18 protein-coding genes are annotated in these 22,214 nt (G+C 60.9%); 9 read left to right on the forward strand and 9 right to left on the reverse strand.

From position 1 onward, the window contains the following. Positions 1-8 precede the first annotated feature (8 nt). The 3 genes from ACT9AS_RS03225 to ACT9AS_RS03235 are packed head-to-tail and all read left to right on the forward strand — an operon-like array spanning position 9 to position 5,648. Complete coding sequence (locus ACT9AS_RS03225) at positions 9-2,891, forward strand: SGNH hydrolase domain-containing protein (protein ID WP_445098668.1); 2,883 nt, start codon at positions 9-11, stop codon at positions 2,889-2,891. A gap of 17 nt (positions 2,892-2,908) precedes the next feature. Continuing rightward, positions 2,909-4,186: a nucleotide sugar dehydrogenase gene (locus tag ACT9AS_RS03230; RefSeq protein ID WP_445098669.1), complete on the forward strand. Its 1,278-nt coding sequence runs from the start codon at positions 2,909-2,911 to the stop codon at positions 4,184-4,186. Positions 4,187-4,193: 7 nt separating this feature from the next. Further along, complete coding sequence (locus ACT9AS_RS03235; protein WP_445098670.1) at positions 4,194-5,648, forward strand: hypothetical protein; 1,455 nt, start codon at positions 4,194-4,196, stop codon at positions 5,646-5,648. A gap of 46 nt (positions 5,649-5,694) precedes the next feature. Here ACT9AS_RS03235 and ACT9AS_RS03240 read toward each other — a convergent pair whose 3' ends face one another. The 9 genes from ACT9AS_RS03240 to ACT9AS_RS03280 form a co-directional block, all read right to left on the reverse strand. Then, on the reverse strand, positions 5,695-7,848 hold the full coding sequence (locus ACT9AS_RS03240) for a hypothetical protein (RefSeq protein ID WP_445098671.1): 2,154 nt from the start codon (positions 7,846-7,848) through the stop codon (positions 5,695-5,697). A 66-nt stretch (positions 7,849-7,914) separates the two neighbouring features. Further along, positions 7,915-9,039, reverse strand: coding sequence for a non-hydrolyzing UDP-N-acetylglucosamine 2-epimerase (gene wecB, locus ACT9AS_RS03245; RefSeq protein WP_445098672.1), 1,125 nt, complete (start codon positions 9,037-9,039; stop codon positions 7,915-7,917). Between the two features lie 64 nt (positions 9,040-9,103). After that, a complete protein-coding gene (rffA, locus tag ACT9AS_RS03250; RefSeq protein ID WP_445098673.1) occupies positions 9,104-10,270 on the reverse strand; it encodes a dTDP-4-amino-4,6-dideoxygalactose transaminase in 1,167 nt (388 codons plus the stop codon). A gap of 50 nt (positions 10,271-10,320) precedes the next feature. Continuing rightward, a complete protein-coding gene (locus ACT9AS_RS03255; protein ID WP_445098674.1) occupies positions 10,321-10,704 on the reverse strand; it encodes an EamA family transporter in 384 nt (127 codons plus the stop codon). Further along, positions 10,701-11,480, reverse strand: coding sequence for a GNAT family N-acetyltransferase (locus ACT9AS_RS03260; protein WP_445098675.1), 780 nt, complete (start codon positions 11,478-11,480; stop codon positions 10,701-10,703). Before ACT9AS_RS03260 ends, ACT9AS_RS03255 begins: the two co-directional genes overlap by 4 nt. Continuing rightward, on the reverse strand, positions 11,477-12,421 hold the full coding sequence (locus ACT9AS_RS03265) for a glycosyltransferase (protein ID WP_445098676.1): 945 nt from the start codon (positions 12,419-12,421) through the stop codon (positions 11,477-11,479). The genes ACT9AS_RS03260 and ACT9AS_RS03265 overlap by 4 nt, the downstream gene beginning before the upstream one ends. A gap of 2 nt (positions 12,422-12,423) precedes the next feature. Continuing rightward, complete coding sequence (locus ACT9AS_RS03270; RefSeq protein ID WP_445098677.1) at positions 12,424-13,362, reverse strand: FAD-binding protein; 939 nt, start codon at positions 13,360-13,362, stop codon at positions 12,424-12,426. Then, complete coding sequence (locus ACT9AS_RS03275; RefSeq protein WP_445098678.1) at positions 13,362-14,114, reverse strand: electron transfer flavoprotein subunit beta/FixA family protein; 753 nt, start codon at positions 14,112-14,114, stop codon at positions 13,362-13,364. The genes ACT9AS_RS03270 and ACT9AS_RS03275 overlap by 1 nt, the downstream gene beginning before the upstream one ends. 201 nt (positions 14,115-14,315) lie before the next feature. Next, complete coding sequence (locus tag ACT9AS_RS03280) at positions 14,316-14,864, reverse strand: hypothetical protein (protein WP_445098679.1); 549 nt, start codon at positions 14,862-14,864, stop codon at positions 14,316-14,318. A 150-nt stretch (positions 14,865-15,014) separates the two neighbouring features. Between ACT9AS_RS03280 and ACT9AS_RS03285 the strand changes: the two genes are divergently transcribed. The 6 genes from ACT9AS_RS03285 to cysN all read left to right on the forward strand — a co-directional run bounded on the left by ACT9AS_RS03285 (position 15,015) and on the right by cysN (position 22,193). Next, positions 15,015-16,427: a mannose-1-phosphate guanylyltransferase/mannose-6-phosphate isomerase gene (locus tag ACT9AS_RS03285; RefSeq protein ID WP_445098680.1), complete on the forward strand. Its 1,413-nt coding sequence runs from the start codon at positions 15,015-15,017 to the stop codon at positions 16,425-16,427. A gap of 129 nt (positions 16,428-16,556) precedes the next feature. Then, positions 16,557-17,297: a 3-oxoacid CoA-transferase subunit A gene (locus tag ACT9AS_RS03290; protein WP_445098681.1), complete on the forward strand. Its 741-nt coding sequence runs from the start codon at positions 16,557-16,559 to the stop codon at positions 17,295-17,297. Next, positions 17,297-17,923 (forward strand): 3-oxoacid CoA-transferase subunit B, encoded by a 627-nt coding sequence (locus ACT9AS_RS03295; protein ID WP_445098682.1) that lies wholly within the window; start codon positions 17,297-17,299, stop codon positions 17,921-17,923. Before ACT9AS_RS03290 ends, ACT9AS_RS03295 begins: the two co-directional genes overlap by 1 nt. 36 nt (positions 17,924-17,959) lie before the next feature. Beyond that, a complete protein-coding gene (locus tag ACT9AS_RS03300; protein WP_445098683.1) occupies positions 17,960-19,321 on the forward strand; it encodes a nucleotide sugar dehydrogenase in 1,362 nt (453 codons plus the stop codon). A gap of 65 nt (positions 19,322-19,386) precedes the next feature. After that, positions 19,387-20,292: a sulfate adenylyltransferase subunit CysD gene (cysD, locus tag ACT9AS_RS03305; protein ID WP_445098684.1), complete on the forward strand. Its 906-nt coding sequence runs from the start codon at positions 19,387-19,389 to the stop codon at positions 20,290-20,292. Continuing rightward, a complete protein-coding gene (gene cysN, locus ACT9AS_RS03310) occupies positions 20,292-22,193 on the forward strand; it encodes a sulfate adenylyltransferase subunit CysN (protein ID WP_445098685.1) in 1,902 nt (633 codons plus the stop codon). Before cysD ends, cysN begins: the two co-directional genes overlap by 1 nt. The last annotated feature ends 21 nt before the right edge of the window (positions 22,194-22,214 follow it).

Genomic DNA, 22,214 nt, shown 5'->3' on the forward strand with positions numbered 1-22,214 from the left:
CAACTTCAATGAGCAATCCTCCTCCTGCTTCCGCTGGTGTGTCCGGTTTTGCCGGAGGCGGATTCCGGTTTGAAATCCAGGCGCTTCGTGCCATTGCGGTGTTGGCGGTGCTCGTATTTCACATCTGGCCGGGGGCTCTTTCGGGTGGTTATGTAGGCGTCGATGTCTTTTTCGTCATCTCCGGCTATCTGATTACCGGCATTCTTTTCAGGCAGTTCAGCAGCACAGGCCGCATCTCGGTCCGAGAGTTCTATGTGCGGCGAATTCGGAGGCTTTTGCCAGCAGCGGCCGTCGTGCTCGTCGCGGTTGCGTTTCTGCTTCCGCTACTGCCTCGTACCCAATGGGATGACACGGTAACCGGCATAGGGACCAGCGCCCTGTATGTCCAGAACTGGTGGTTGGCCGGACAGGCGGTCGATTACCTGGCAGCGGAGTCGGCGCCCAGCGCGGTCATGCACTTCTGGTCGCTGTCTGTAGAGGAGCAGTACTACATCGCATGGCCGCTGCTGTTGATGCTGGTCGGCCTGGCGCCGATCGGTTGGCGGAAGGAGCCGGGGCGGGTGTTCGCCGGCCTCGTGGCACTGGTGGTCGTTTTGTCATTGGCCTACTCGGTCTGGCTGACCAGCACCAATCCCTCGCTTGCATACTTCTCCACGCTCACCCGCGCGTGGGAGCTGGGCATCGGCGGGCTGCTTGCAGTGACCTCCCGGTGGCGCAAGCTCCCGCTAGGTGTGCGCGAATCCGCGACCTGGCTTGGTCTGGCGATGATCGCGGTTGCCGTGGTCACGTTCGACAAGGCGACGGCATTTCCGGGCTATGCGGCAGCTCTCCCGGTGTTTGGTACTGCACTGGTGCTACTGGGCGGGGAGTCGCCCCGGTGGTTCAGTGCCTACAACATCCTGCGTCGTAAACCCTTTCAGTATTTTGGCGGCATTTCCTACTCCCTGTACCTGTGGCATTGGCCGGTCATTATTTTTTACGCCGCGGTGGTGGGACGAGCGCCGCAGTTCATTGATGGCGTCGCTGTTTTCGTCATTTCGTGCGCGTTGGCGCATCAGTCAAAGGTTTTTGTCGAAGACCGTTTCCGGCATGGACCAACTGATCGTCAAGGCCACGTACGTGCATTCGCCCTTGCCGTTGGGTGTATCGCCGTCAGCCTGGCTGCCGCGTGGGCTGCGCCGCGGCCGTGGTTGCAGAATCAGGCCGGCGGTGGTGTAACCTCCGCTCCCGGTACCGAGGCCCCGCCGAACCCGAACCCGGGCGCGGCGGCGTTGACGAGCGATGCGGTGGTTCCCGCGGGGTCTATCTTGCCGAGCCCGTCCGCTGCGCGCAGAGACGTGCCGGCTCCGTACCGCGACAAGTGCATGTCCCGGGGGAACAGCACCTCGGTGAAGACCTGCCGTTACGGAAATCGAGAAGGCGACTACCGTGTCGTGCTCATCGGGGACACTTACGCAGCCCAATGGCAACCAGCGCTTGCGGAGGTCGCACGGCTCAACGGCTGGGCGCTCGACGTGGTGGTCAAAACCGGATGCGCTCTCGGAGATGTCCCGCCGCGCGACAATGACGACACGCTGTTCACGGCGTGCGAGAATTGGAGGGACAAGTTGCCTGCACAGATCAGGAAGCTGTCTCCCGACATGCTGGTTATTGCGCAGTCGCCCTCTGCCCGGGTTATGGGCGCGGACGGTGGAACCAAGCGGGCCCAACTTCTGACCGAGGGTCTTGTTGAAGCAGCCACCGAATTCAAAAGCCTGGCCGATCAGGTGGTTTTCGTGCGTAGCACTCCTTCCATGGGAAGCGACTGCCGAAAACCCGAGGCGCTGGAAACCTGTGGACGCCCTCGCAAAAAGGCCGTACGAACCTTGGACCCGGTGGTCGCCGCCGCCCAGAAGGTCGAGAACGCGCGGCTTGTGGACCTGACGGATGCGATCTGCGCAGAAAGCACATGTGACGCAGTGGTCGGCAACGTTGCTGTGTACAGAGGGGCGGCTCACCTGACTGCCACGTATTCCCGATCCCTCGCGCCGGCGTTCGCGAACGCGCTCGCGAACGTTGCAGGTCAGGGGGTCAAGGTGCCGGAGCTTGAGGCCCTGCCGATACCTAGCGATCTGCCCCAACGAGCAGTGGCAGCCAAACGCGACAACCCCGACCTCTATGCGGATGGTTGCCATGCAAACCACGCGTCAACTGAACCTTCCTACTGTGTCTACGGTGATCGGAATTCAAGCACGCGCATAGTCTTGACGGGCGATTCCCACGCCGCCCAGTGGCTTCCTCCTCTACAGGAGTTGGCCGACAAGAATGGCTGGGCGCTTTACTCCTTTACCAAATCGGCTTGCGCGTTCTCGGACGCAGCGGTCGAAAGCGGCGGGAAGAAGTATGAGGCGTGCACTGTGTGGAACTCGAAGCTGATGAGGAAGCTCGAGACACTGGACCCGACACTCGTAATAATGAGCCAGTCCCGTGGTCACCGTGCTCTGGGGAAGGACAATGACGATGAAAGTGAGAAGGTGTTGGCGAAGGGGTTGCTCACTCGCTGGGGCGAGCTGAGGTCACGTGGCGTGCCGGTGCTGGTGATTGCCGATACGCCATGGATGTCCAAGGATATTCCGGATTGTCTAAGTGCTCCGCGCTTTGTTCCGGGTGCCTGCGATACGCCAATAGCGAGGGCGTTGAGGCACTCTGACTCCATTCTCCTCGCGATGGAGTCGAACCCGGACGTCGCCTTCATAAATTTCAACGACCAGATCTGTGAGGACGGCAACTGCCCAGCAATCCGGGATGATGTGATTCTCTGGCGTGACCGTCATCATCTGACGGCGACCTATGCGAGGTCCCTTGCACCACTTCTTGAGCCAGTGATAAAGAAGTCATTGGCGGATAATTGAGTTTATAGGAATAAAACATGAATATTGCCGACACCCGCTTGGCTATTGTAGGACTTGGTTACGTTGGACTGCCTTTGGCGGTTGCTTTTGGCCGGCGCTTTCCGGTCATTGGCTTCGATATCAGCGCGCCCCGAGTCCTCGAGTTGAGGGACGGTATCGACCGCACCCTTGAGATGTCTTCCGAGGACCTCACCAGTGCCGGGCAGTTGACATACACCGATCAACTGGCGGGACTCCGCGATTGCAACGTCTTTGTGATCACCGTGCCCACTCCGGTTGACGCGGCGCGCCAGCCGGATTTTGATCCTCTGCTCAAGTCCAGTGCGGCGATTGGCAGCATCCTTAAAAAGGGTGACGTGGTTATTTACGAATCCACTGTCTACCCGGGTGTGACTGAGGAGGTCTGCGTTCCTGTTCTGGAGCAGGCGTCCGGCCTGAAGTTCAACCAGGACTTCTTCTGCGGTTACAGTCCGGAACGAATCAACCCCGGGGACAAGGAACGTACCGTCACAAAAATCACCAAGGTCACTTCGGGTTCGACTCCGGAAATCGCCGATTTCGTTGATGATCTGTATGCATCGATCATCGAGGCAGGTACCCACAAGGCCAGTTCGATCCGTGTCGCGGAGGCATCCAAGGTTATTGAAAATACCCAGCGCGACGTGAACATCGCCCTGATGAACGAACTGGCAGGCATCTTCAACCGAGTGGGTATCGACACCCACGAGGTGCTTGCGGCAGCAAGGACGAAATGGAACTTCATGCCATTCTCGCCTGGTCTGGTAGGGGGGCACTGCATTGGTGTCGATCCTTATTATCTTGCGCATAAGGCGGCCATGCTCGGCTACAACCCCGAGCTGATCCTTTCCGCGCGGCGGATCAACGACGAGATGGGCCCGTACGTGGCCGGCCGCGTGATCCGTCTGATGGCGGAGTCCCGGATCAACGTAGTAGGCTCGCGCATTCTGGTGCTGGGTGTCGCGTTCAAGGAAAACTGTCCGGATGTCCGAAACACCAAAGTGGTCGATGTCATTTCGGAACTCTCCGGCATCCACGCCGAAGTTGACATCCATGATCCCTGGGTCAACGCCGACGAGGTCAAGCACGAGTATGGAATCGATCTGACCGCAGACCTCTTGAAAGAGAGCTATGACGCGGTCGTGCTCGCGGTGGCGCACTCGGAATTCGTAGCTGACGATGCCGAGATCAAGGTCGATCGGCTGCTCAAGCCTGGCGGAATCATCTTCGATGTAAAAGGAGTCCTGCCCCGGGCCGAGAACGTCTTCCGCCTGTGAGGATTCGATGATCCGCGAGGTCGCTGCGTGGAAGACAGCAGGACATTTTATGCACCCAAGTGGGCTTGCCTATCGTTTCGGGTTTCTGGCCTATCACGGTTCGGATTCGGTTGACACTGCCGCCGTAGCCGGCTGGATTGTAATCCAGCTGGGCGGGTTTACGGTTCACATCCATCCGGAAGCTTCATTCCGGACGGTTGCGACCGGCGCCATGACCGCACTTCTCATCGGGGACGTATTTGTTGCCAGTGGAAAGTCGACGGTCGATGCAACGTTGACGCGGATGGCAGTGTCAGGCAACTGGGAAGCATTCGATGACATTTCCGGCCGTTTTGCCCTTCTTCTGATCGAGAACGACGCGTGTCGGGTCGTTAACGACCCGTTCGGATCACGTTCCGTCTACTACCGTAGCCAGGGCGGGTTCGGAGTCGCCTCACACGCTTCGTTGTTGGCCGGCGCATTCTCCGAGGATATCAGCAAGGCAGCATCGGAGTTCACGCAAATGCCGGAATACAAGGCGCGTGGTACCAGCTACCTTCCCGGCGACCTGACGATGTACGAGTCGATCAAGGCGCTGATACCTAATAATTACTACGACTCGGTGCAGGGGCGGTGCTTCAGGTATTGGCCCCGCCGGTCGATACCTGGAACGTCGATTGGCGAATTTCTGGCCGAGTGTCGTGGTTATTTTTCCAGGTTTTCAGCGCACCTTGCGGGACGCTATCGGCCCGTGCTGGGCGTAACGGGGGGGGTAGACACCCGTGCGGTGATCGCCGGTCTCGTCGGGAACGGACTGGATGTCCAGCTCGTTACGTGGACGGCGGGACGGCTGCCCGAGGAGGAGGTGGGCGTTGTCGCGAAAATGGTAGAGCACCTTCGGCAGCCCCATGTCTACATGGATCCGAGGACCAGGCCGGATAGCGAGAAATTTCGTGAAATCAAGGCCGCGACTAAACCTGCTACCGGCTTTACTCGTTCCGAGTCCTCGTTGTCCGCGAATATGGGTGAGCTGACGCGTAGAGGAGATGTTTTTGTCCGCGGATACGGCGGAGAGATCATCCGTGGTTTCTATAACCGTCACAGGAAGGCGCTTTCCGGCAACATGGCAGCCGACTTCTTCGACATGTACAAGACAGGACGGATAGCGAAGCCCCCCGCGGGGTTCCAGAAATTCTCAATGGAGGCCATAGAAGGCTTCATTGAGCGAGCCAACTACGATGCGGAACTCTTCAATCTTGATCTGCGAGACCTCTATTACTGGGAACAGAGAATGGGAACCTGGGGTGCGAACATGCACAACGAGATGGATCCTGCGGTCTATTCGATAACGGGCCTGAACAGCAGGCCGCTGTACGCTGCGGCTTTTGGGCTTGCGCCGAACGGACGCCTGGGCGAGGAAATCATGCTCGAAATCACCGCGATGTACGACCGTAGATTCGCGGAAATGTCAGTGCGATCGTAATGTTCCATGCGGATATCTTGCGCGAGCCATGGAACCACTGTCGCGTCTAGTGGATCAGTCGCGGCAGCCAGATCTCGACGAATGGAACCTCCCGATTTCCAGTGGCAGTTGCCCTGAGGCGGAATGCGACTTTGTGGCAGGAGTTGTCAGCCAGCCCCTTCGTGACCACGAAGCGCCGGAAATCTTTCCCCTGTAACGGGATATCGATGTCCTCGGATACTCGGTTGTCTACCAGTACCTGTAACTGGAAGTCCTGGTCATCAGTGTTGCCGCTGATGCTCGGGGAGTAGAGAAAGAATTCCAGCTGGTTTCTTCCCGTCGCGGCGATGCATGCCTCGGTCTCCAGCGAGATGGTGGAATTACCAGTTGGCGGGGCGGGAAATTCTAGCCGCGCGTAGTTCTGGGGTGCGTACTTCTGGATTCGCGCCCCGTCCTCCGGCGCATTCCGTAGGTAGAGTTCTTTCATTCCCGCATTCTCGAGGGGCGTTCGATCAAAAGCTTCTGGTCGGGCCGACAACATTCTATTGAGCCACCCATCCGGGACGTCGATATTCTTGCTCCGCAGTGTCCAGTCCGACAGCAATCGCCCATTGGACTCTTCGAATATAGCGCGGATGGCCAGCGGCGCGAGAAGCACGATGAGAGCTATGAATATCGATCCCCCTATTGCCGGGTTTCGCCACCACTGGGATGTGTTGGCTTGGACGACGGGCCTGAGTTGACTGGCTGTCAATAACGCTCCAACCAGCCAGATGGGAAAAACATTGTAGGGCTTGTTCTCAAATATCAGCACGAGTGGCAAGGCCACGGCCACTACGAATATTATCGATGCTGTCACAGTGGGGTGCGGGAGGCGCCACGTAGCAGCTGTTTTCAGGATAGAGATCAGCAAGGCAAGGCCGAACAGGAACCCGTAGACGTCGGCATAGAACAACATCGCCTCGCGAGCACCCTTGGACAGTCCAGCGGGCTTTCGTAGCAACCAGTCCCAGTCACGGGTATACGTCAGCGAAAACAGCCGTTCCGAGTACTTCGCCACCCGGGCACCGCTGTCGCGGGGAGCCAGGGCCCAACTGGAAAGGGCAAGTGAGTGGAAAAGATCCTCGGCACGTTCCGGAGTGCCGTGCCCGCTGGAGAATCGTTTACTGAAACGGGCGGCCCAATCGCTTTTTCCGTTGCCCATGCCAGAGGCATTTGCGGCGAACTTGATATTCATCAGCTTCGGGCGGTCGTCGGACCGCAGCTTGATGTGTTCGTCCGCGATGCTGGAGGCACAGTAAACGAGCGCAAACAGGGCGGCCATTGCGAGGTGGCGACTTCGCACTGTGCGCCACCATGGTGCCTGCTCCATACGCGACCCGGCGAATGCCAGCGCAGCGGTCAGGAGCAGTGCCGCGCAGAGCAACAGGCCGGTGCCCCTCTGGACCTGCGCCAAATATGTCAGCGCGCCGGTGGCTACGGCCGCCAGTATAGCGACAGTCAATCCGGCGGGCCCCGTTCGCTTCGCCGCATCGTAGGAAAAGGTGGCCGTCCATAGCGCTGCGGAAACGAACAACAATCCCCAGAGGTCATGACTGGGAATCATCATTGTGAATGCGGGGATGGGAGCCGCGAGGAACAACAGTGAACCGGCCTGCGCGACCTGATGACCACGAATCCTCCTCATAAGGTCGTACCCGGCGAGTTGGATGCAGGCCATCACGCCAACGTTAGCCAGCTTGAGCATGAAGATGGCGTCGGGGCCGAATATCCGCACGATGGGATATGGGACAAACAGGCTGCGTGAATAGTACGGTCGCGTCAGGCCCCCGTACTCCCCCTGCTCAACCAGGCGTTGAGCGTATTCCCAGTAAAGTCGATAGTCGCTACCCCATACCGGCTTGACGATCGCCACAAGTATCACGTGTGCGATGGCACCGCCCGCGATCAAAGCCACCAGGAACCATTTTGGATCGAGCGGGCGAGGGCGGCGGGCGAGATGTACCACCGTTCCGAACAATGCCAAGCTGAAGGCGACGATGAACCAGGCAGCGACTATCCCCTCAAGCCCATGATCCCGCACCAGTACAAATTCCCGGGCAGAGCTATAGGTGCCCAGAATGCCCAGCGCCACCCCACCGCCCAGGAGGAGGAATGCCGCTGCAATCGAAGAGCGTGAAGTCCATCGGACAAACGGGGCGATCAGGGCTGTTGGATGCATTCTAGGCACCATGGAGGCTTGAATCCACGCTGGTAAGCGCCGCAAGCAGCGAAAACGCATGTATCGTTATGGCAGGTAACGCTCAGCAAGTGACTGCACGATGCGAGCTGCGGAGCGTCCGTCGCCATAGGGATTTTCAGCACGGGACATCGATTCGTGGGCGATTGGCGAGTCGAGCAGGTCGGCGACCGCTTCGACAATCACGCTGGTGTTGGTGCCTACCAGGCGCGCGGCACCTGCCGCGATTACCTCGGGTCGTTCGGTGGTATCGCGCATTACCAGGACCGGCGTATCGAGCGACGGTGCTTCTTCCTGGAGGCCACCGGAATCAGTGAGAATCAAATGCGCGCGCTGCATCAGGTATACAAAAGGCAGGTAATCCTGCGGCGGGACAAGAACGACATTGGCGAGGTCTCCGAGAGCCTCTCGCGCAGGATCCGATACATTGGGATTGGGGTGGACGGGATACACGATCTGCACGTCGTCGCGGCCCGCAATGGACCGAAGGGCACGGAGGATTGCCTCGAACCGAGGACCGAAATTTTCCCGACGGTGAGCTGTTACCAGCAACAACCGCTTGGTCGTCTGCAGCTGTGGAAACCGTTGCCCCATGGACATCTGCAGCGATGGATCGTGCCGCAGCATACCATCCGCCATTAAAAGAGCATCAACAGCAGTGTTCCCGGTGACTTCGATGGCTGAGTCCGGAACCCCGTCGGCGAGTAGATTCTCGCGGGCCCGTTCAGTGGGGGCGAAATGCAATGCCGAAAGTGTAGTGCAAACGCGACGGTTCATCTCCTCCGGCCAGGGTTCCTGGAGGTTCCCGCTTCTAAGGCCAGCTTCGATGTGGGCAACCGGCACCTTTGAGTAAAAACCCGCCAATGCCGCTGCAAGCGTCGTGGTTGTATCTCCATGCACAAGGAGAAGCGCAGGCTTGTGCTGGCGAATCGCATCATCCATTGCGGCGACGGCCGACGACGTTAAAGACGAGAGATGTTGATCCGGACGCATCAGGTCGAGGTCGAGGTCCGGAACAATATCGAATACACGTAAAGCCTGCCGCAGCATTTCGCGATGTTGACCGGTGACCACCACGGTGGTTATGAAGCCGGGGTGCGACTGCAATGCTTTCACTACGGGTGCCATCTTGATGGCTTCGGGGCGCGTTCCGAAAGCGACCATCACCCGCATACCCGCAGCCCCCGATTGTGGGTCACCCGTACCGGGCGCGTAGCCCAATGGCTTCTCGATGAAGTCAAGTTGCCGAACTCCAATGCATGCGGCTCGCTGCTTCCGCGTGTTCCAGCGCGGTTTCGCACGCCGCTAGCACCCGGTCCATATGAGGCTCGATTCCAATCCACATCGGGAGCCGTACGAGTCGTTCGCTGCAGGAATCTGTGACGTCCATCTGGCCGGATACCCGTCCGGAACGTCGCCCCTGGGGGGTGGAATGCAGAGGTACGTAGTGGAAGACCGCGCCGACCTCCTGTGATTTGAGTGATGCGATGAAATGTTCCCTGTGGGCCAGCGACGGCAAGAGCAAATAGTACATGTGCGCGTTATGCTGGCATTCCGCGGGCACCACTGGGCGACGCAGCCGATCATCAACCTCGAGGCGCTCGGCCCAGCAGTGATACGTATCCCAGATTTTCAGTCGCTGCTGGGTAATCGATTCGGCCTCTTCAAGTTGGGCGAAAAGGAAAGCGGCAACTACTTCACCCGGTAAATAAGAGGACCCGACGTCGATCCAAGTATACTTGTCCACTTGCCCACGAAAGAATCTACTACGATCAGTCCCTTTTTCACGGATGATCTCCGCGCGCTCGATATACCGGGCGTCGTTTATGAGCAAGGCGCCACCTTCGCCCGAAATCACGTTTTTTGTCTCGTGGAAACTGAACGCGCCGAGCTGTCCAATGGCTCCCAAGGGCCTGCCTTTGTAGGAAGACATGACTCCTTGCGCCGCGTCCTCCACCACCGGCAGGCCATGCCGACGCGCGATCGTCATTATCTCGTCCATCTCGCACGCCACGCCCGCATAGTGCACTACGCAGATCGCCTTTGTTCTGGGGCCTATGGCCGCCTCGAGCAATCGTTCGTCAATATTGAGCGTGTCTGCGCGGATGTCCACGAAAACCGGGACGGCACCGCGCAAAACGAAGGCATTCGCGGTCGAGACGAAGGTGAAAGACGGCATGATCACCTCGTCGCCAGGACGCAGATCAAGCAACAGGGCGGCTATCTCGAGCGCCGCCGTGCAACTGTGGGTGAGCAGGCTTTTGGCGGAACCGGTGTGGGATTCCAGCCAGGAGTGGCAACGCTTCGTAAACATCCCATCCCCGGAGAGATGGCCCTGCGCGTAAGCTTCTTTGATCAGGTCGAGTTCGCGGCCCGACATATAGGGCTTATTAAAGGGGAGCATGGCGAGGCCCTAGATGGAGCGCAAAGCAGCAAATCGGGGAGTAGAGCCAATCATCCTCTACTGAGGACCACTAAGCCAGTCACCACCAGCAGTAGCCCGACCAGCTTGGGACGGGTAAGCGCTTCGCCGAAAAAAGGAACCGCCAGCAGGCCGACCAGCACGAAGTTCAATGCCATGAATGGATAGGCCCGGCTGAGCTCAAGGCGCGACATGGCCATCATCCAGCAGACCGCAGCGAGGAAGGCGGCCAATAGCGCAGATATCACCCAGGGTCGCAGCAGCATCAGCATAATGGGTGGCCAATGCTCCATTGCTTTGAACGGGATTGGGGCTGGGGTAGTCACCTGCCATTTCAGGACAATTTGACCGTAGGTGGTGAGAAGAATGGTGGCAGCGACCATCAGCCAGGGAAAAGAGGTCGAAAGTATTTTCATGTATTGCCCCGACACAGGTGCCGTGAGTTCACGTGGTAGGTGTCAAAGGCATGGGACATGAGCAGGCCACATCGCATCCAGACCCGCTGCACTTTGTAATTCCATACCTGTGTGGAGATGGCGAGGGTATCGAACCCGCTGCATGCATAGTGGTTGAGCAGCGAGTGCAACAGCAGTGAGTAGAGGCCTTTCCCGTTATGGGTCGGGTCCACGGCATTCAGCACTATCTCGACTTCCCGCTGGCCACTGTATTCCCCGCACGTCGCGAAACCGACGACGCCGCGCTCGGTTTCAACCACCCATGTGCATTTTCCGGTCTGTGGACGAGTATAGGACCGAGCCCATTCAATATATCCTTCGATAATATCCTGCTCTCTGAGCAGGGGGTTTGCGTGGTAGTGATTTCGGTACCCATCGAACCCACTGCGCACGATGCCGGCGATTGCCACACCATCGTCCAGTGTTGCGCGTCGCACGCTGGCTGGAACGTCTGGTGCCGGACCGCGGAGCCCGGTATCGAGACGGGCCGGCAGATCGCATCGGTAATACACCAGGGTGTCGGCATGGATGGGCGGGAGGCCTGACTCGACGAGGCTGCGTACCTGACGCAGACATCCGGCGGGACATCGAAAGATGGCGATGTCCGCCCGCAGCTTTTCAATGTCGGCCAGCACCTCCTCGCCTGCGACTGTTTCATCGACCTGTCCGCGCACAATCCTGTAACCAAAGCGCGTCGAATCGGGTACAGACAAATGAAGGTGGCCGCCGTCGATCATGTGCCGGACCGCTCGGCAATGATGAAGTGCGGTCGAAGTTTCGTCTGGTTGTACAGGCGGCCCACGTAAAGCCCGACTACCCCGACGCTGGATAGAATGACGCTTCCGATGAGCCAGATTGACGCCACAATGCTGGTAAACCCTGCAACTTCAACGTCGCCGGCCAAGTATCGGTAGACGCTGTAGAGCACTATCAATGCTGCCAGGCCGGCAACGAACAGGCCCATTTTCACTACAAGTCGCAATGGCTTGTCGGAGAAAGACAAGGCCACGTTCGTGGCCAGGCGTATCAACTGGCGGAGGGTATAACCGCTGCGCCCATGCTCGCGGCGGCCATGGGTCACCGTTACGAGCACGGCTCGAAAGCCGGTCCATCTGACGAGAAGGGGGAAGAAACGGTCGGATTCGGGCATGCTCAAAACAGTATCGATGACTTTTCGCGAATAAGCGCCGAAGTTCGCCGTTGTCGAATCGTATTCACTGTCGGTCAACCAGCCGAGCAGTCGGTAGAAGGCGCGGGACGCTGACTTCTTGAAGAGTGTGTCCTGCCGGTCAACTCGACTGGCGAGGGCGATCTGCACATCATCATTCAGGACTTCGAGAAGCCGCGGAATTTCTTCAGGTCTGTCCTGAAGATCGCAATCCATGACCACGATCTTCTGGCCTCTGGCAGCGAACAGGCCGGCGTTGATCGCTGCGTGCTGTCCGAAGTTTCGAGAGAGCCGGATGCCGCGTACGTGTGCGTGGATTCTGGAGAGCTCCGCGATACGCGACCACGCCTCATCGGGACTGGCATCATCCACGAGTACGATTTCATGGATGCAGCCAAGCGGCCGAATCGCCTGATCAATCCGGTCCACCAAGTCCTCGATGCACTCCCGGCATCCGTAAACGGGGGAGACTACCGAGACCTGCGGCGAGGGAGGCGTGGACAAGGGCAAGACTACAGCGCCGCTTCCAGCTCCGGCAGCACCGTGAACAGGTCGCCCACGAGCCCGATATCCGCAATCTCGAAAATCGCCGCATCCGCATCCTTGTTGATCGCCACGATCGTCCCGGCGTCCTTGATGCCGGTCAGGTGCTGAATCGCGCCGCTGATGCCGATGGCGACATACAGCTCCGGCGCGATGATCTTGCCGGTCTGGCCCACCTGCATTTCGTTGGGGCAATAACCGGCGTCGACCGCCGCGCGCGAGGCGCCGACCGCCGCGCCGAGCTTGTCGGCGAAGTCGTAGATGATCTTGAAATTCTCTTCCGAGCCCACGCCGCGGCCACCCGAGACGACACGCTTGGCGCTTTGCAGGTCTGGCCGGTCGGACTCGCCGGCGGCCAGACCCACGTAGCGGGTGTGGGTGGGCAACTCCGCATCGACGCTGACGGCCTCGACGGCGGCATTGCCGCCCTTTGCCGCTTCCGACCACGACGCCGTGCGCACGGTGGCGACCACGGTCTGCTCCGCCGGTGCCTCGACCGTGATGATCGCGTTGCCCGCATAGATCGGGCGCTTGAACACGTGGCTGGATTCGACCGCCATCACGTCCGACACCTGCGCCACGCCGAGCAGGGCGGCGACGCACGGCATCAGGTCCTTGCCGAACGTGGTCGACGGGCCGAACACATGGCTGTAACCCTCGGCCAGCTTGGCAACCTGCGGCGCCAGCACCTGCGCAATCGCCTGCGCGTTGGCGGCATTGGCGACGCTCAACACCTTGGCGACACCGTCGATCTGCGCGGCTTCGGCGGCGACCACGGACGGATCGGCGGCGAACACGGCAACGTCGATGGAGTCCGGCGACAGCGCCTGCGCGGCGGTCACGCACTTGGAGGTGGAGGCGTTGAGCTTGCCGTCGAGGTGCTCGGCGATGATCAGTACCTTGCCCATTAGAGGAGCCCCTTCTGCTTGAGTGCGGCGACCAGTTCGGCCGCGTCCTTGACCATCACGCCCTTGCTGCGCTTCGGCGGCGGCGCGTAGCCGGTGGTCTTCAGGCCGTCGCCGGCTTCCACGCCGAGGTCGGCGAACGGAATCGACTCCATTGGCTTGCTCTTGGCCTTCATGATGTCGGGCAGCTTGATGAAGCGCGGCTCGTTGAGGCGCAGGTCGGTGGTCACCACGGCCGGCAGGTCGACTTCCAGCGTCTCCAGGCCGGCGTCGACCTCGCGGGTCACGGTGGCCTTGCCGCCGGCCACTTCCAGCTTGGAGGCGAACGTCGCCTGCGGCCGGCCCCAGATCGTCGCCAGCATCTGGCCGGTCTGGTTGGCGTCGTCGTCGATTGCCTGCTTGCCGAGGATCACCAGGTCCGGCTGCTCCTTCTCGACCAGCTTCAGGAAGGTGCGCGCGGCGGTCAGCGGCTGCACGTCCTGGCCGGCGTCGGTGACGACGTGGATGGCGCGGTTGGCACCCATCGCCAGGCCGTTGCGCAGGTGCGCCTGGGCGTCGGCCGGGGCGATCGTGGCGACCACGACCTCGGTGGCGATGCCCTTGTCGCGCAGGCGCAGGGCTTCTTCGAGGGCGATTTCATCGAACGGGTTGGCCGACAGCTTGACGCCGTCGGTGACCACGCCGGAGCCGTCCGGCTTGACCTGGATGCGGACATTGAAGTCCACCACGCGCTTGTAGCCGACGAGGATCTTCATCGTTTGCGGGGTCCTTTGGGTAGGTGCGCGGCCGTGGGGCCGATGACCGGCCATTCTAGCGGAGCCGAGGCCCGGCCGCCGCTGTCAGTGGGAGTGGGCTGCCGCCTCATGGAGCGCGAGCAACTCAGATCAGGGAGGCGGTCAACTGTGGCATCGCCGCGAGCTAGAGCGCCCCACCACTAGTGTCGCAGAGCGGGGAGTTCATGCGCTGCGATTGTATTGCTTTGTCCACTCGGCCATTGACTGTTCAAGGTTGCCCCTGGCCGAAATGCGATCGATAAATTCGGGGAATTTTGATTGATAGTCAGCGATATCAAAATGCAGTACTTGGGTTTTGTCACGAAGAAACGCTGATATATTTGATTCGACCGTGTCGATATAGTCGTAACAGGCGGCCAGAGGGTCTTTTACTGAAGCCGAAAGAATGTGGTCGCAATAACCGCGAACAATGGAACCCCGCATGTGCCATCGGCGGTTAAAGCTGTTTGCCACCTCATCCCGGTTGCGCGTCAGGTGAACATACAGCGCCGAGTCGCCGTAGCGAGCCTCAAGCATTCCGAGAAACCACGTCAGTCTGTTGTCTATCTCGATGTGAGCCTGCGGATACTGAGTTCGTGCGGCTCCGCCAATCTTTGACCGGCTTTCGTGACCCACCGTGAAATTCGAGAAATGTCCGCACGCCTTGGAAAAGGTGACGGAACCACATCGGCCGGTGCATAGGACGAAAACGTTGTTGACGGGTTTGCTCATGGGTCTGGCTCTTCTGGATTCGAGCGAGTGCTCGATTTGAGGGATGGGGCATCACTTCCGTCGATGGCGTTCACATCCTAGCGGGGAGGCGCACTCCGGAGTGTTCAGGGTCGGCTATCCTTTGCGCCAAACGTGTTGCGAGGATGGGTCATGTTGCATCCGGTAGTGCTTAGCGGTGGGAGCGGAACACGCTTATGGCCGTTGTCCCGCCAGAACCAGCCGAAGCAGTTCCTGGCGCTGGTCGGCGAGCGGTCGCTGTACCAGGAAACCATCCTCCGGGCCAACGCGCTGCCGGGCGTGCAGCCGCCTGTGACGGTCTGCAGCGACGACCACCGGTTCATGGTCGGCGAGCAGTTGCAGGCGATCGACGTGGGCAGCGGCGGCATCGTGCTCGAGCCGATGGCGCGCAACACCGCACCGGCGATCGCGCTGGCGGCGCTGCACGTGCTGGAGTCCGACCCCGAGGCGACGATGCTGGTGATGCCGGCCGATCACCTGATCGAGGACGAGGCGGCATTTCAGGCGGCGGTGGCGACCGCCCGCGGCCTCGGAAGCGAAGATTGGCTGGTGGCCTTCGGGATCAAACCCGATTACGCGGAGACCGGCTACGGCTACATCCTGCGTGGCGAGGCGCTGGGTGAGGGCGGCTACCGTATCGGGCGTTTCGTCGAGAAGCCCGACCTCGCCACCGCCGAAAAATACCTGGCCGAGGGCAACTATGCCTGGAACTCGGGCATGTTCCTGTTCGGCGCACGGAAATACCTGGAGGAACTGGGTCGCCACGCCCCGGAAATCCTGGCGGCTACGCGCGCGGCGCATGCAGCGGCTTCGTCGGACCTCGACTTCATCCGGGTCGATGCCGATGCCTTCGCGGCCAACCCCAGTGATTCCATCGATTACGCGGTGATGGAGAAGACCGACCGCGCGGCGGTGGTGCCGGTCAGCTGCGGTTGGAGCGACATCGGTTCGTGGAGCTCGCTGTGGGCGGTCGCCGAACACGACGCCGATGGCAACCGCAACGAAGGCGACGTGATTTCGATCGATACCCGTGACAGCCTGATCAAGGCCTCCGAGCGGCGCATGATCGCCACCATCGGTGTTGACGACCTGGTCATCATCGACACCCCGGACGCGACCCTGGTGGCGCGCAAGGACCGGGTACAGGACGTCAAGGCGGTGGTGGATGCGCTGAAGGCTGCTGGCCGCAACGAACATCTGTTCCATCGCAAGGTCTACCGGCCATGGGGCAGCTACGACTCCATCGGCGTCGGCGAGCGTTTCCAGGTCAAGCGCATCGTGGTCAAGCCCGGCGCGGCCCTGAGCCTGCAGAAGCATGCGCACCGCGCCGAACACTGGGTGGTGGTGTCGGGTGTGGCCGAAGTCACCTGCGATGACAGGGTCTTCAACCTGCACGAGAACGAGAGCACCTTCATCCCGCTGGGCAGCGTCCATCGCCTGCGCAACCATGGCACCGAGCCGGTGGAACTGATCGAGGTGCAATCGGGCAGCTATCTGGGCGAGGACGACATCGTGCGCCTCGAAGACGTCTACGGCCGCTCCTGAACTGCCCCCTCTCCCGCTTGCGGGAGAGGGCCGGGGTGAGGGCCCACGCACCGCCCATTGCCCGAACGTACGGTTCGGCTCCATACATCACCGCGATACACTGGCCGCATCCCGCAAAGGAGTTGTCCCATGGCCCAGGCCAGTGCCGCCGCGCCCCGTGCCGGCGAAGCGAAAAGCAAGCTCTATCCCGACGCGAAGACGGCGCTTGAGGGCGTCGTTGCCGACAACCAGACCCTCGCGGTCGGTGGCTTCGGCCTCTGCGGCATCCCCGAGGCGCTGATCGCCGCGCTGCGCGATTCCGGGGTCAAGGGCCTGACCGCGATTTCCAACAACGCCGGCGTCGACGGCTTCGGCCTTGGCCAGCTGCTCGGCACCCGCCAGATCCGCAAGATGATTTCGTCCTACGTCGGCGAGAACAAGGAGTTCGAACGCCAGTTCCTGGCCGGTGAGCTGGAGCTGGAGTTCAACCCGCAGGGCACCCTGGCCGAGCGCCTGCGCGCCGGTGGCGCCGGCATCCCGGCGTTCTTCACCGCGACCGGTTACGGCACCGTGGTCGCCGAAGGCAAGGAAACCCGCGAGATCGACGGTCGCCACTACGTGCTGGAAACCGCGCTGGTCGCCGACGTCTCGCTGGTCAAGGCGTGGAAGGCCGACAAGGCCGGCAACCTGCTGTTCCGCAAGACAGCGCGCAACTTCAATCCGGCATGTGCGATGGCCGGCAAAGTCTGCATCGTAGAGGTCGAGGAGATTGTCGAGGTTGGCGCGATCGACCCCGACCACGTGCACCTGCCCGGCATCTACGTCGACCGCATCGTCCACAACCCGACCCCCGAGAAGCGCATCGAGCAGCGCACCGTGAGGAGCAAGTAATGGCCTGGACCCGCGAGCAGATGGCGCAGCGCGCCGCGCAGGAACTCACCGACGGTGCCTACGTCAACCTCGGCATCGGCCTGCCGACGCTGGTGGCCAACTACATTCCCGATGGCGTCGACGTATGGCTGCAGTCCGAGAACGGCCTGCTCGGCATCGGCCCGTTCCCGACCGAGGACGAGATCGACGCCGACCTGATCAACGCCGGCAAGCAGACCGTCACCGCGCGCGAGGGCGCCAGCTACTTCGGCAGCCACGATTCCTTCGCGATGATCCGCGGCGGTCACATCGACCTGGCGATCCTCGGCGGCATGGAGGTTACCGACAAGGGTGACCTCGCCAACTGGATGGTGCCGGGCAAGATGGTCAAGGGCATGGGCGGCGCGATGGACCTGGTCGCCGGCGTAAAGCGGGTGGTGGTGCTGATGGAGCACACCACCAAGCATGGCGAGCCGAAGATCCTGCCGGAGTGCACGTTGCCGTTGACGGGTGTTGGGGTTGTCAGCCGGATCATTACCGACCTTGCGGTAATGGATGTGACACCCGAGGGCCTGAAACTGATCGATCTGGCGCCGGGTGTCGGGAAGCAGGAACTCCAAGAGAAAACCGGCTGCCCGATCGTTTAAGCCGTCAGTAGTCTCAAACATCCCTGAAGGATCCCAATGAAGGTAACGATTTTTGGTACGGGTTATGTCGGTCTGGTAACCGGCACTTGCCTGGCTGAAGTCGGTCACGGCGTGACTTGTGTCGATGTCGACGCCGGCAAGATTGCGGGTCTACAGCAGGGCCGGATACCCATCTACGAGCCCGGTCTGGAGCCGTTGGTTCTGGCCAACCATGGGGCCGGCCGTCTGCATTTCACCGTCGACGCAGCCAATGCCAGCGCGACCGCCGAGATCATCTTCATTGCGGTGGGTACTCCACCCGACGAGGACGGCAGCGCCGATCTGAAGTACGTGGTGGAGGTGGCGCGAACCATCGGCCGACACCTTGTGTCGCCCGCGGTGATCGTCAATAAATCCACGGTCCCGGTGGGAACCGCCGTCAAGGTCCGGGAAGCGATTGCGAAGGAACTGATGGTCCGCGGGATCGAAATCGATTTCCACGTGGCATCCAATCCCGAATTCCTGAAAGAAGGCGACGCGGTCAACGATTGCATGCGTCCCGATCGGATCGTCATCGGTGCAGATGGCGCCGAACCGGTGGAAAAATTGCGCCAGCTCTATGCGCCCTTCGTGCGCAACCACGACCGGTTCGTGGTGATGGACGTGGCGTCGGCCGAACTGACCAAGTACGCGGCAAATGCCATGCTGGCTACCAAGATCAGTTTCATGAACGAGATTGCCAACATCGCTGAGAAGGTGGGCGCCGACGTGGAGATGGTGCGCCAGGGAATCGGTTCCGATCCCAGGATTGGCTGGCACTTCATCTATCCTGGAGCGGGTTACGGCGGGTCGTGTTTTCCCAAGGACGTGCGAGCCCTGGCAAGGACAGCAGGCAGTCACGGATACCACCCGGAGTTGCTGAACGCGGTCGAGTCCGTCAACGAGCGCCAGAAGGAGCATCTCTTCGAGCTGATGCGGAAGCACTATCAGGGCGAGCAATTGACCGGCAAGACGTTCGCCGTATGGGGGCTGGCTTTCAAGCCCAACACCGACGACATGCGGGCCGCATCGAGTCGGCGATTGCTGGAACAGCTGTGGGGCGCCGGTGCACGCGTCCGTGCCTACGATCCCGAAGCCAACCATGAAGCACAACGGATTTTTGGCGATCGCGACGACCTGGTGCTTTGCGGATCGGCCGATGACGCTATCGACGGCGCCGACGGGTTGGTCGTGGTCACCGAATGGAGGGAGTTTCGAAGTCCCGAATTTTCGACACTGGCCACTTCTCTGCGGGACGCCGTACTCTTCGACGGGCGCAACCTGTACGACCCTGCGGTGGTTGAAAGGGCAGGTATCGCCTACTTTGGTGTTGGCCGGGGACGCTCGATCCTACGCGACATGGGCGAGGTGGTTAGCTGACCCGACGGATTGCCGCAGAGCTGTCGTGCGGTCTACACAGGCGTCTTGAGAGGCCGGTTTCAGCCATGACATCTTCTCTCTCACATCTCGACCGGCTCGAAGCGGAAAGCATCCACATCCTGCGCGAGGTGGCCGCGGAATTCCGCAACCCGGTGTTGCTGTATTCGGTCGGCAAGGACAGCTCGGTCCTCCTGCATCTGCTGGGCAAGGCGTTCCACCCGGGCAAGCCGCCCATGCCGTTGTTGCATGTGGACACCGGCTGGAAGTTTCGCGAAATGATCGCGTTCCGCGACCGGCGCGCGGCCGAGACCGGGATGGAGCTGCGCACTCACACCAATCCCGATGGACTTGTGCGCGGCATCGGTCCGATCACCCACGGTGCGACCGTCCATACCGACGTGATGAAGACCCAGGCGCTGAAGCAGGCCTTGGACAAGTGGGGCTTCGATGCGGCTATCGGTGGCGCACGGCGGGACGAGGAAGCCTCTCGCGCCAAGGAGCGGGTTTTCTCGTTCCGCACCGCCCAGCATCGCTGGGACCCGAAGCAGCAACGCCCGGAACTCTGGAACCTATACAACACCTGCATCCACAAGGGTGAATCCGTTCGCGTGTTCCCGCTCTCCAACTGGACCGAGCTGGACGTCTGGCTGTACATCTTCCGCGAGAACATCCGGGTGCCGTCGCTGTACTTCGCCCGTGAGCGGCCGGTTGTCGAGCGCGATGGCGCGCTGGTGCTCGTGGATGACGGCAGGCTGCCCCTGAATCCGGGCGAGACCCCGATGCTGAAGACAGTCCGGTTCCGCACACTCGGCTGCTATCCGCTGACGGGTGCGATCGAATCCAGTGCGGAAACCGTGGAGGAGGTCATTGCCGAGATGCTGGTATCCACTACGTCGGAGCGCCAAGGCCGGGCAATCGACCGGGATCCGGCCGCATCCATGGAAAGGAAGAAGCAGGAGGGTTACTTCTGATGGCGGTCCCAGGCGGTGCGCGAGCGGATGCCGCGGCTGCGGTGGCCGCCTATCTGAGGCAGCATGAGAGCAAAGACCTGCTTCGATTCATCACCTGCGGCAGCGTCGACGACGGCAAGAGCACGCTTATTGGCCGTCTGTTGCACGACACCCAACGGTTGCTCGACGATCAACTGGCCGCGCTCGAGCTCGACAGCCAACGCCATGGCACCCAGGGCGACACCATCGATTACGCCCTGCTGCTGGACGGCCTCGCCGCCGAACGCGAACAGGGCATCACGATCGATGTCGCCTACCGCTTTTTCGACACCGACAAGCGCAAGTTCATCGTGGCTGACTGTCCGGGCCACGAACAGTACACCCGCAACATGGCTACCGGGGCATCCACCGCCGACCTCGCGGTCGTGCTGGTCGATGCCCGCAAGGGGCTTCTGACCCAGACCCGTCGGCACACCTACATCGTGTCGCTGCTGGGCATTCGCCACGTGGTGCTGGCGGTCAACAAAATGGACCTGGTCGAGTACAACGCTGACACCTTTGAAAGTATCGCCTCGGAGTACCGGCATTTAGCGCTTCGCCTGGGTATCCCCGAGGTGGCTTGCATACCGCTGTCGGCGCTGAAGGGCGACAACGTGTTGCAGCGCTCGGCCGCGACTCCTTGGTACCGGGGGCGAACTCTGCTGGAGCGTCTGGAAACCGTCGGCACCTCCCGGGAAGTACCCGGGCGTGGCTTTCGCCTGCCAGTACAGTGGGTGTGCCGACAGGATCAGGAGTTCCGCGGTTTCGCCGGACCGGTGATCTCAGACCCGGTTTCAACGGGCGACGAAGTTGTCGTGCTACCGTCCGGGCGTCGTTCGAAAGTAGCTCGCATCGTCACGGCCGACGGCGATCTTGAGTCTGCCCTGCCGGGCCAGGCCGTGACCGTGGCGCTGGTCGACGAGATAGACGTCAGTCGTGGTGACGTGATTGCCGCGGCGTCCCATCCACCCGAAGTGGCTGATCAGTTTGCAGCCCATCTGCTGTGGCTGGGGGAATCCCCGCTGCTGCCGGGGCGGCCCTTCCGGCTCAAGATCGGGCCGCGCACGGTGGGCGCCACGATCACCGACATCAAGCACAAGGTCGACGTAAATACGCAAGAGCAGTTGGCGGCCAAACGCCTTGAGCTGAATGAGGTCGCCTATTGCAACATTCATCTGGACCAGCCCGTTGCGTTCGAGCCCTATGCAGATAACCGGGACATGGGCGCCTTCATACTGATCGACCGTCAGACCAACGCCACCGTTGCGGCCGGCACCCTCGCTTTCGCGTTGCGCCGCGCCGCCAACATCCACTGGCAGCACGTGGATGTCGATAAAGACGCACGCGCCCGCATCAAGCACCAGCAACCCAGGTGTTTATGGTTCACGGGGCTGTCTGGCTCGGGAAAGTCCACCATTGCCAACCTGGTCGAGAAGCGCCTGTTGGCGAATGGCTATCACACCTACATTCTTGACGGTGACAATGTTCGCCATGGTCTCAACAAGGATCTGGGCTTCACGGACGAAGACCGCGTGGAGAACATCCGTCGTGTGGCGGAGACCGCGAGGCTTATGGTGGACGCGGGCCTGATAGTCCTGGTGAGCTTCATCTCGCCGTTCCGGGCGGAAAGACGAATGGCACGCGAGATGTTCGCGAAGGGGGAGTTCATAGAGGCCTACGTCAACACCTCGCTGGAGGCGGCGGAGCAAAGAGACGTCAAGGGGTTGTACGCAAAGGCGCGCGCTGGCCACCTGCGCAACTTCACGGGCATCGACTCGCCTTACGAGATACCGGCGCAGCCTGACATTGTGTTGGATACCTCAGCAAACACGCTCGAAGAACTGGTCGAGGAGCTGGTCGAAATCCTGTCGCCGCCGGGCTAGCCGCGCAATCTTTTTCGACCA

Source organism: Lysobacter sp. F60174L2, from assembly GCF_052547135.1.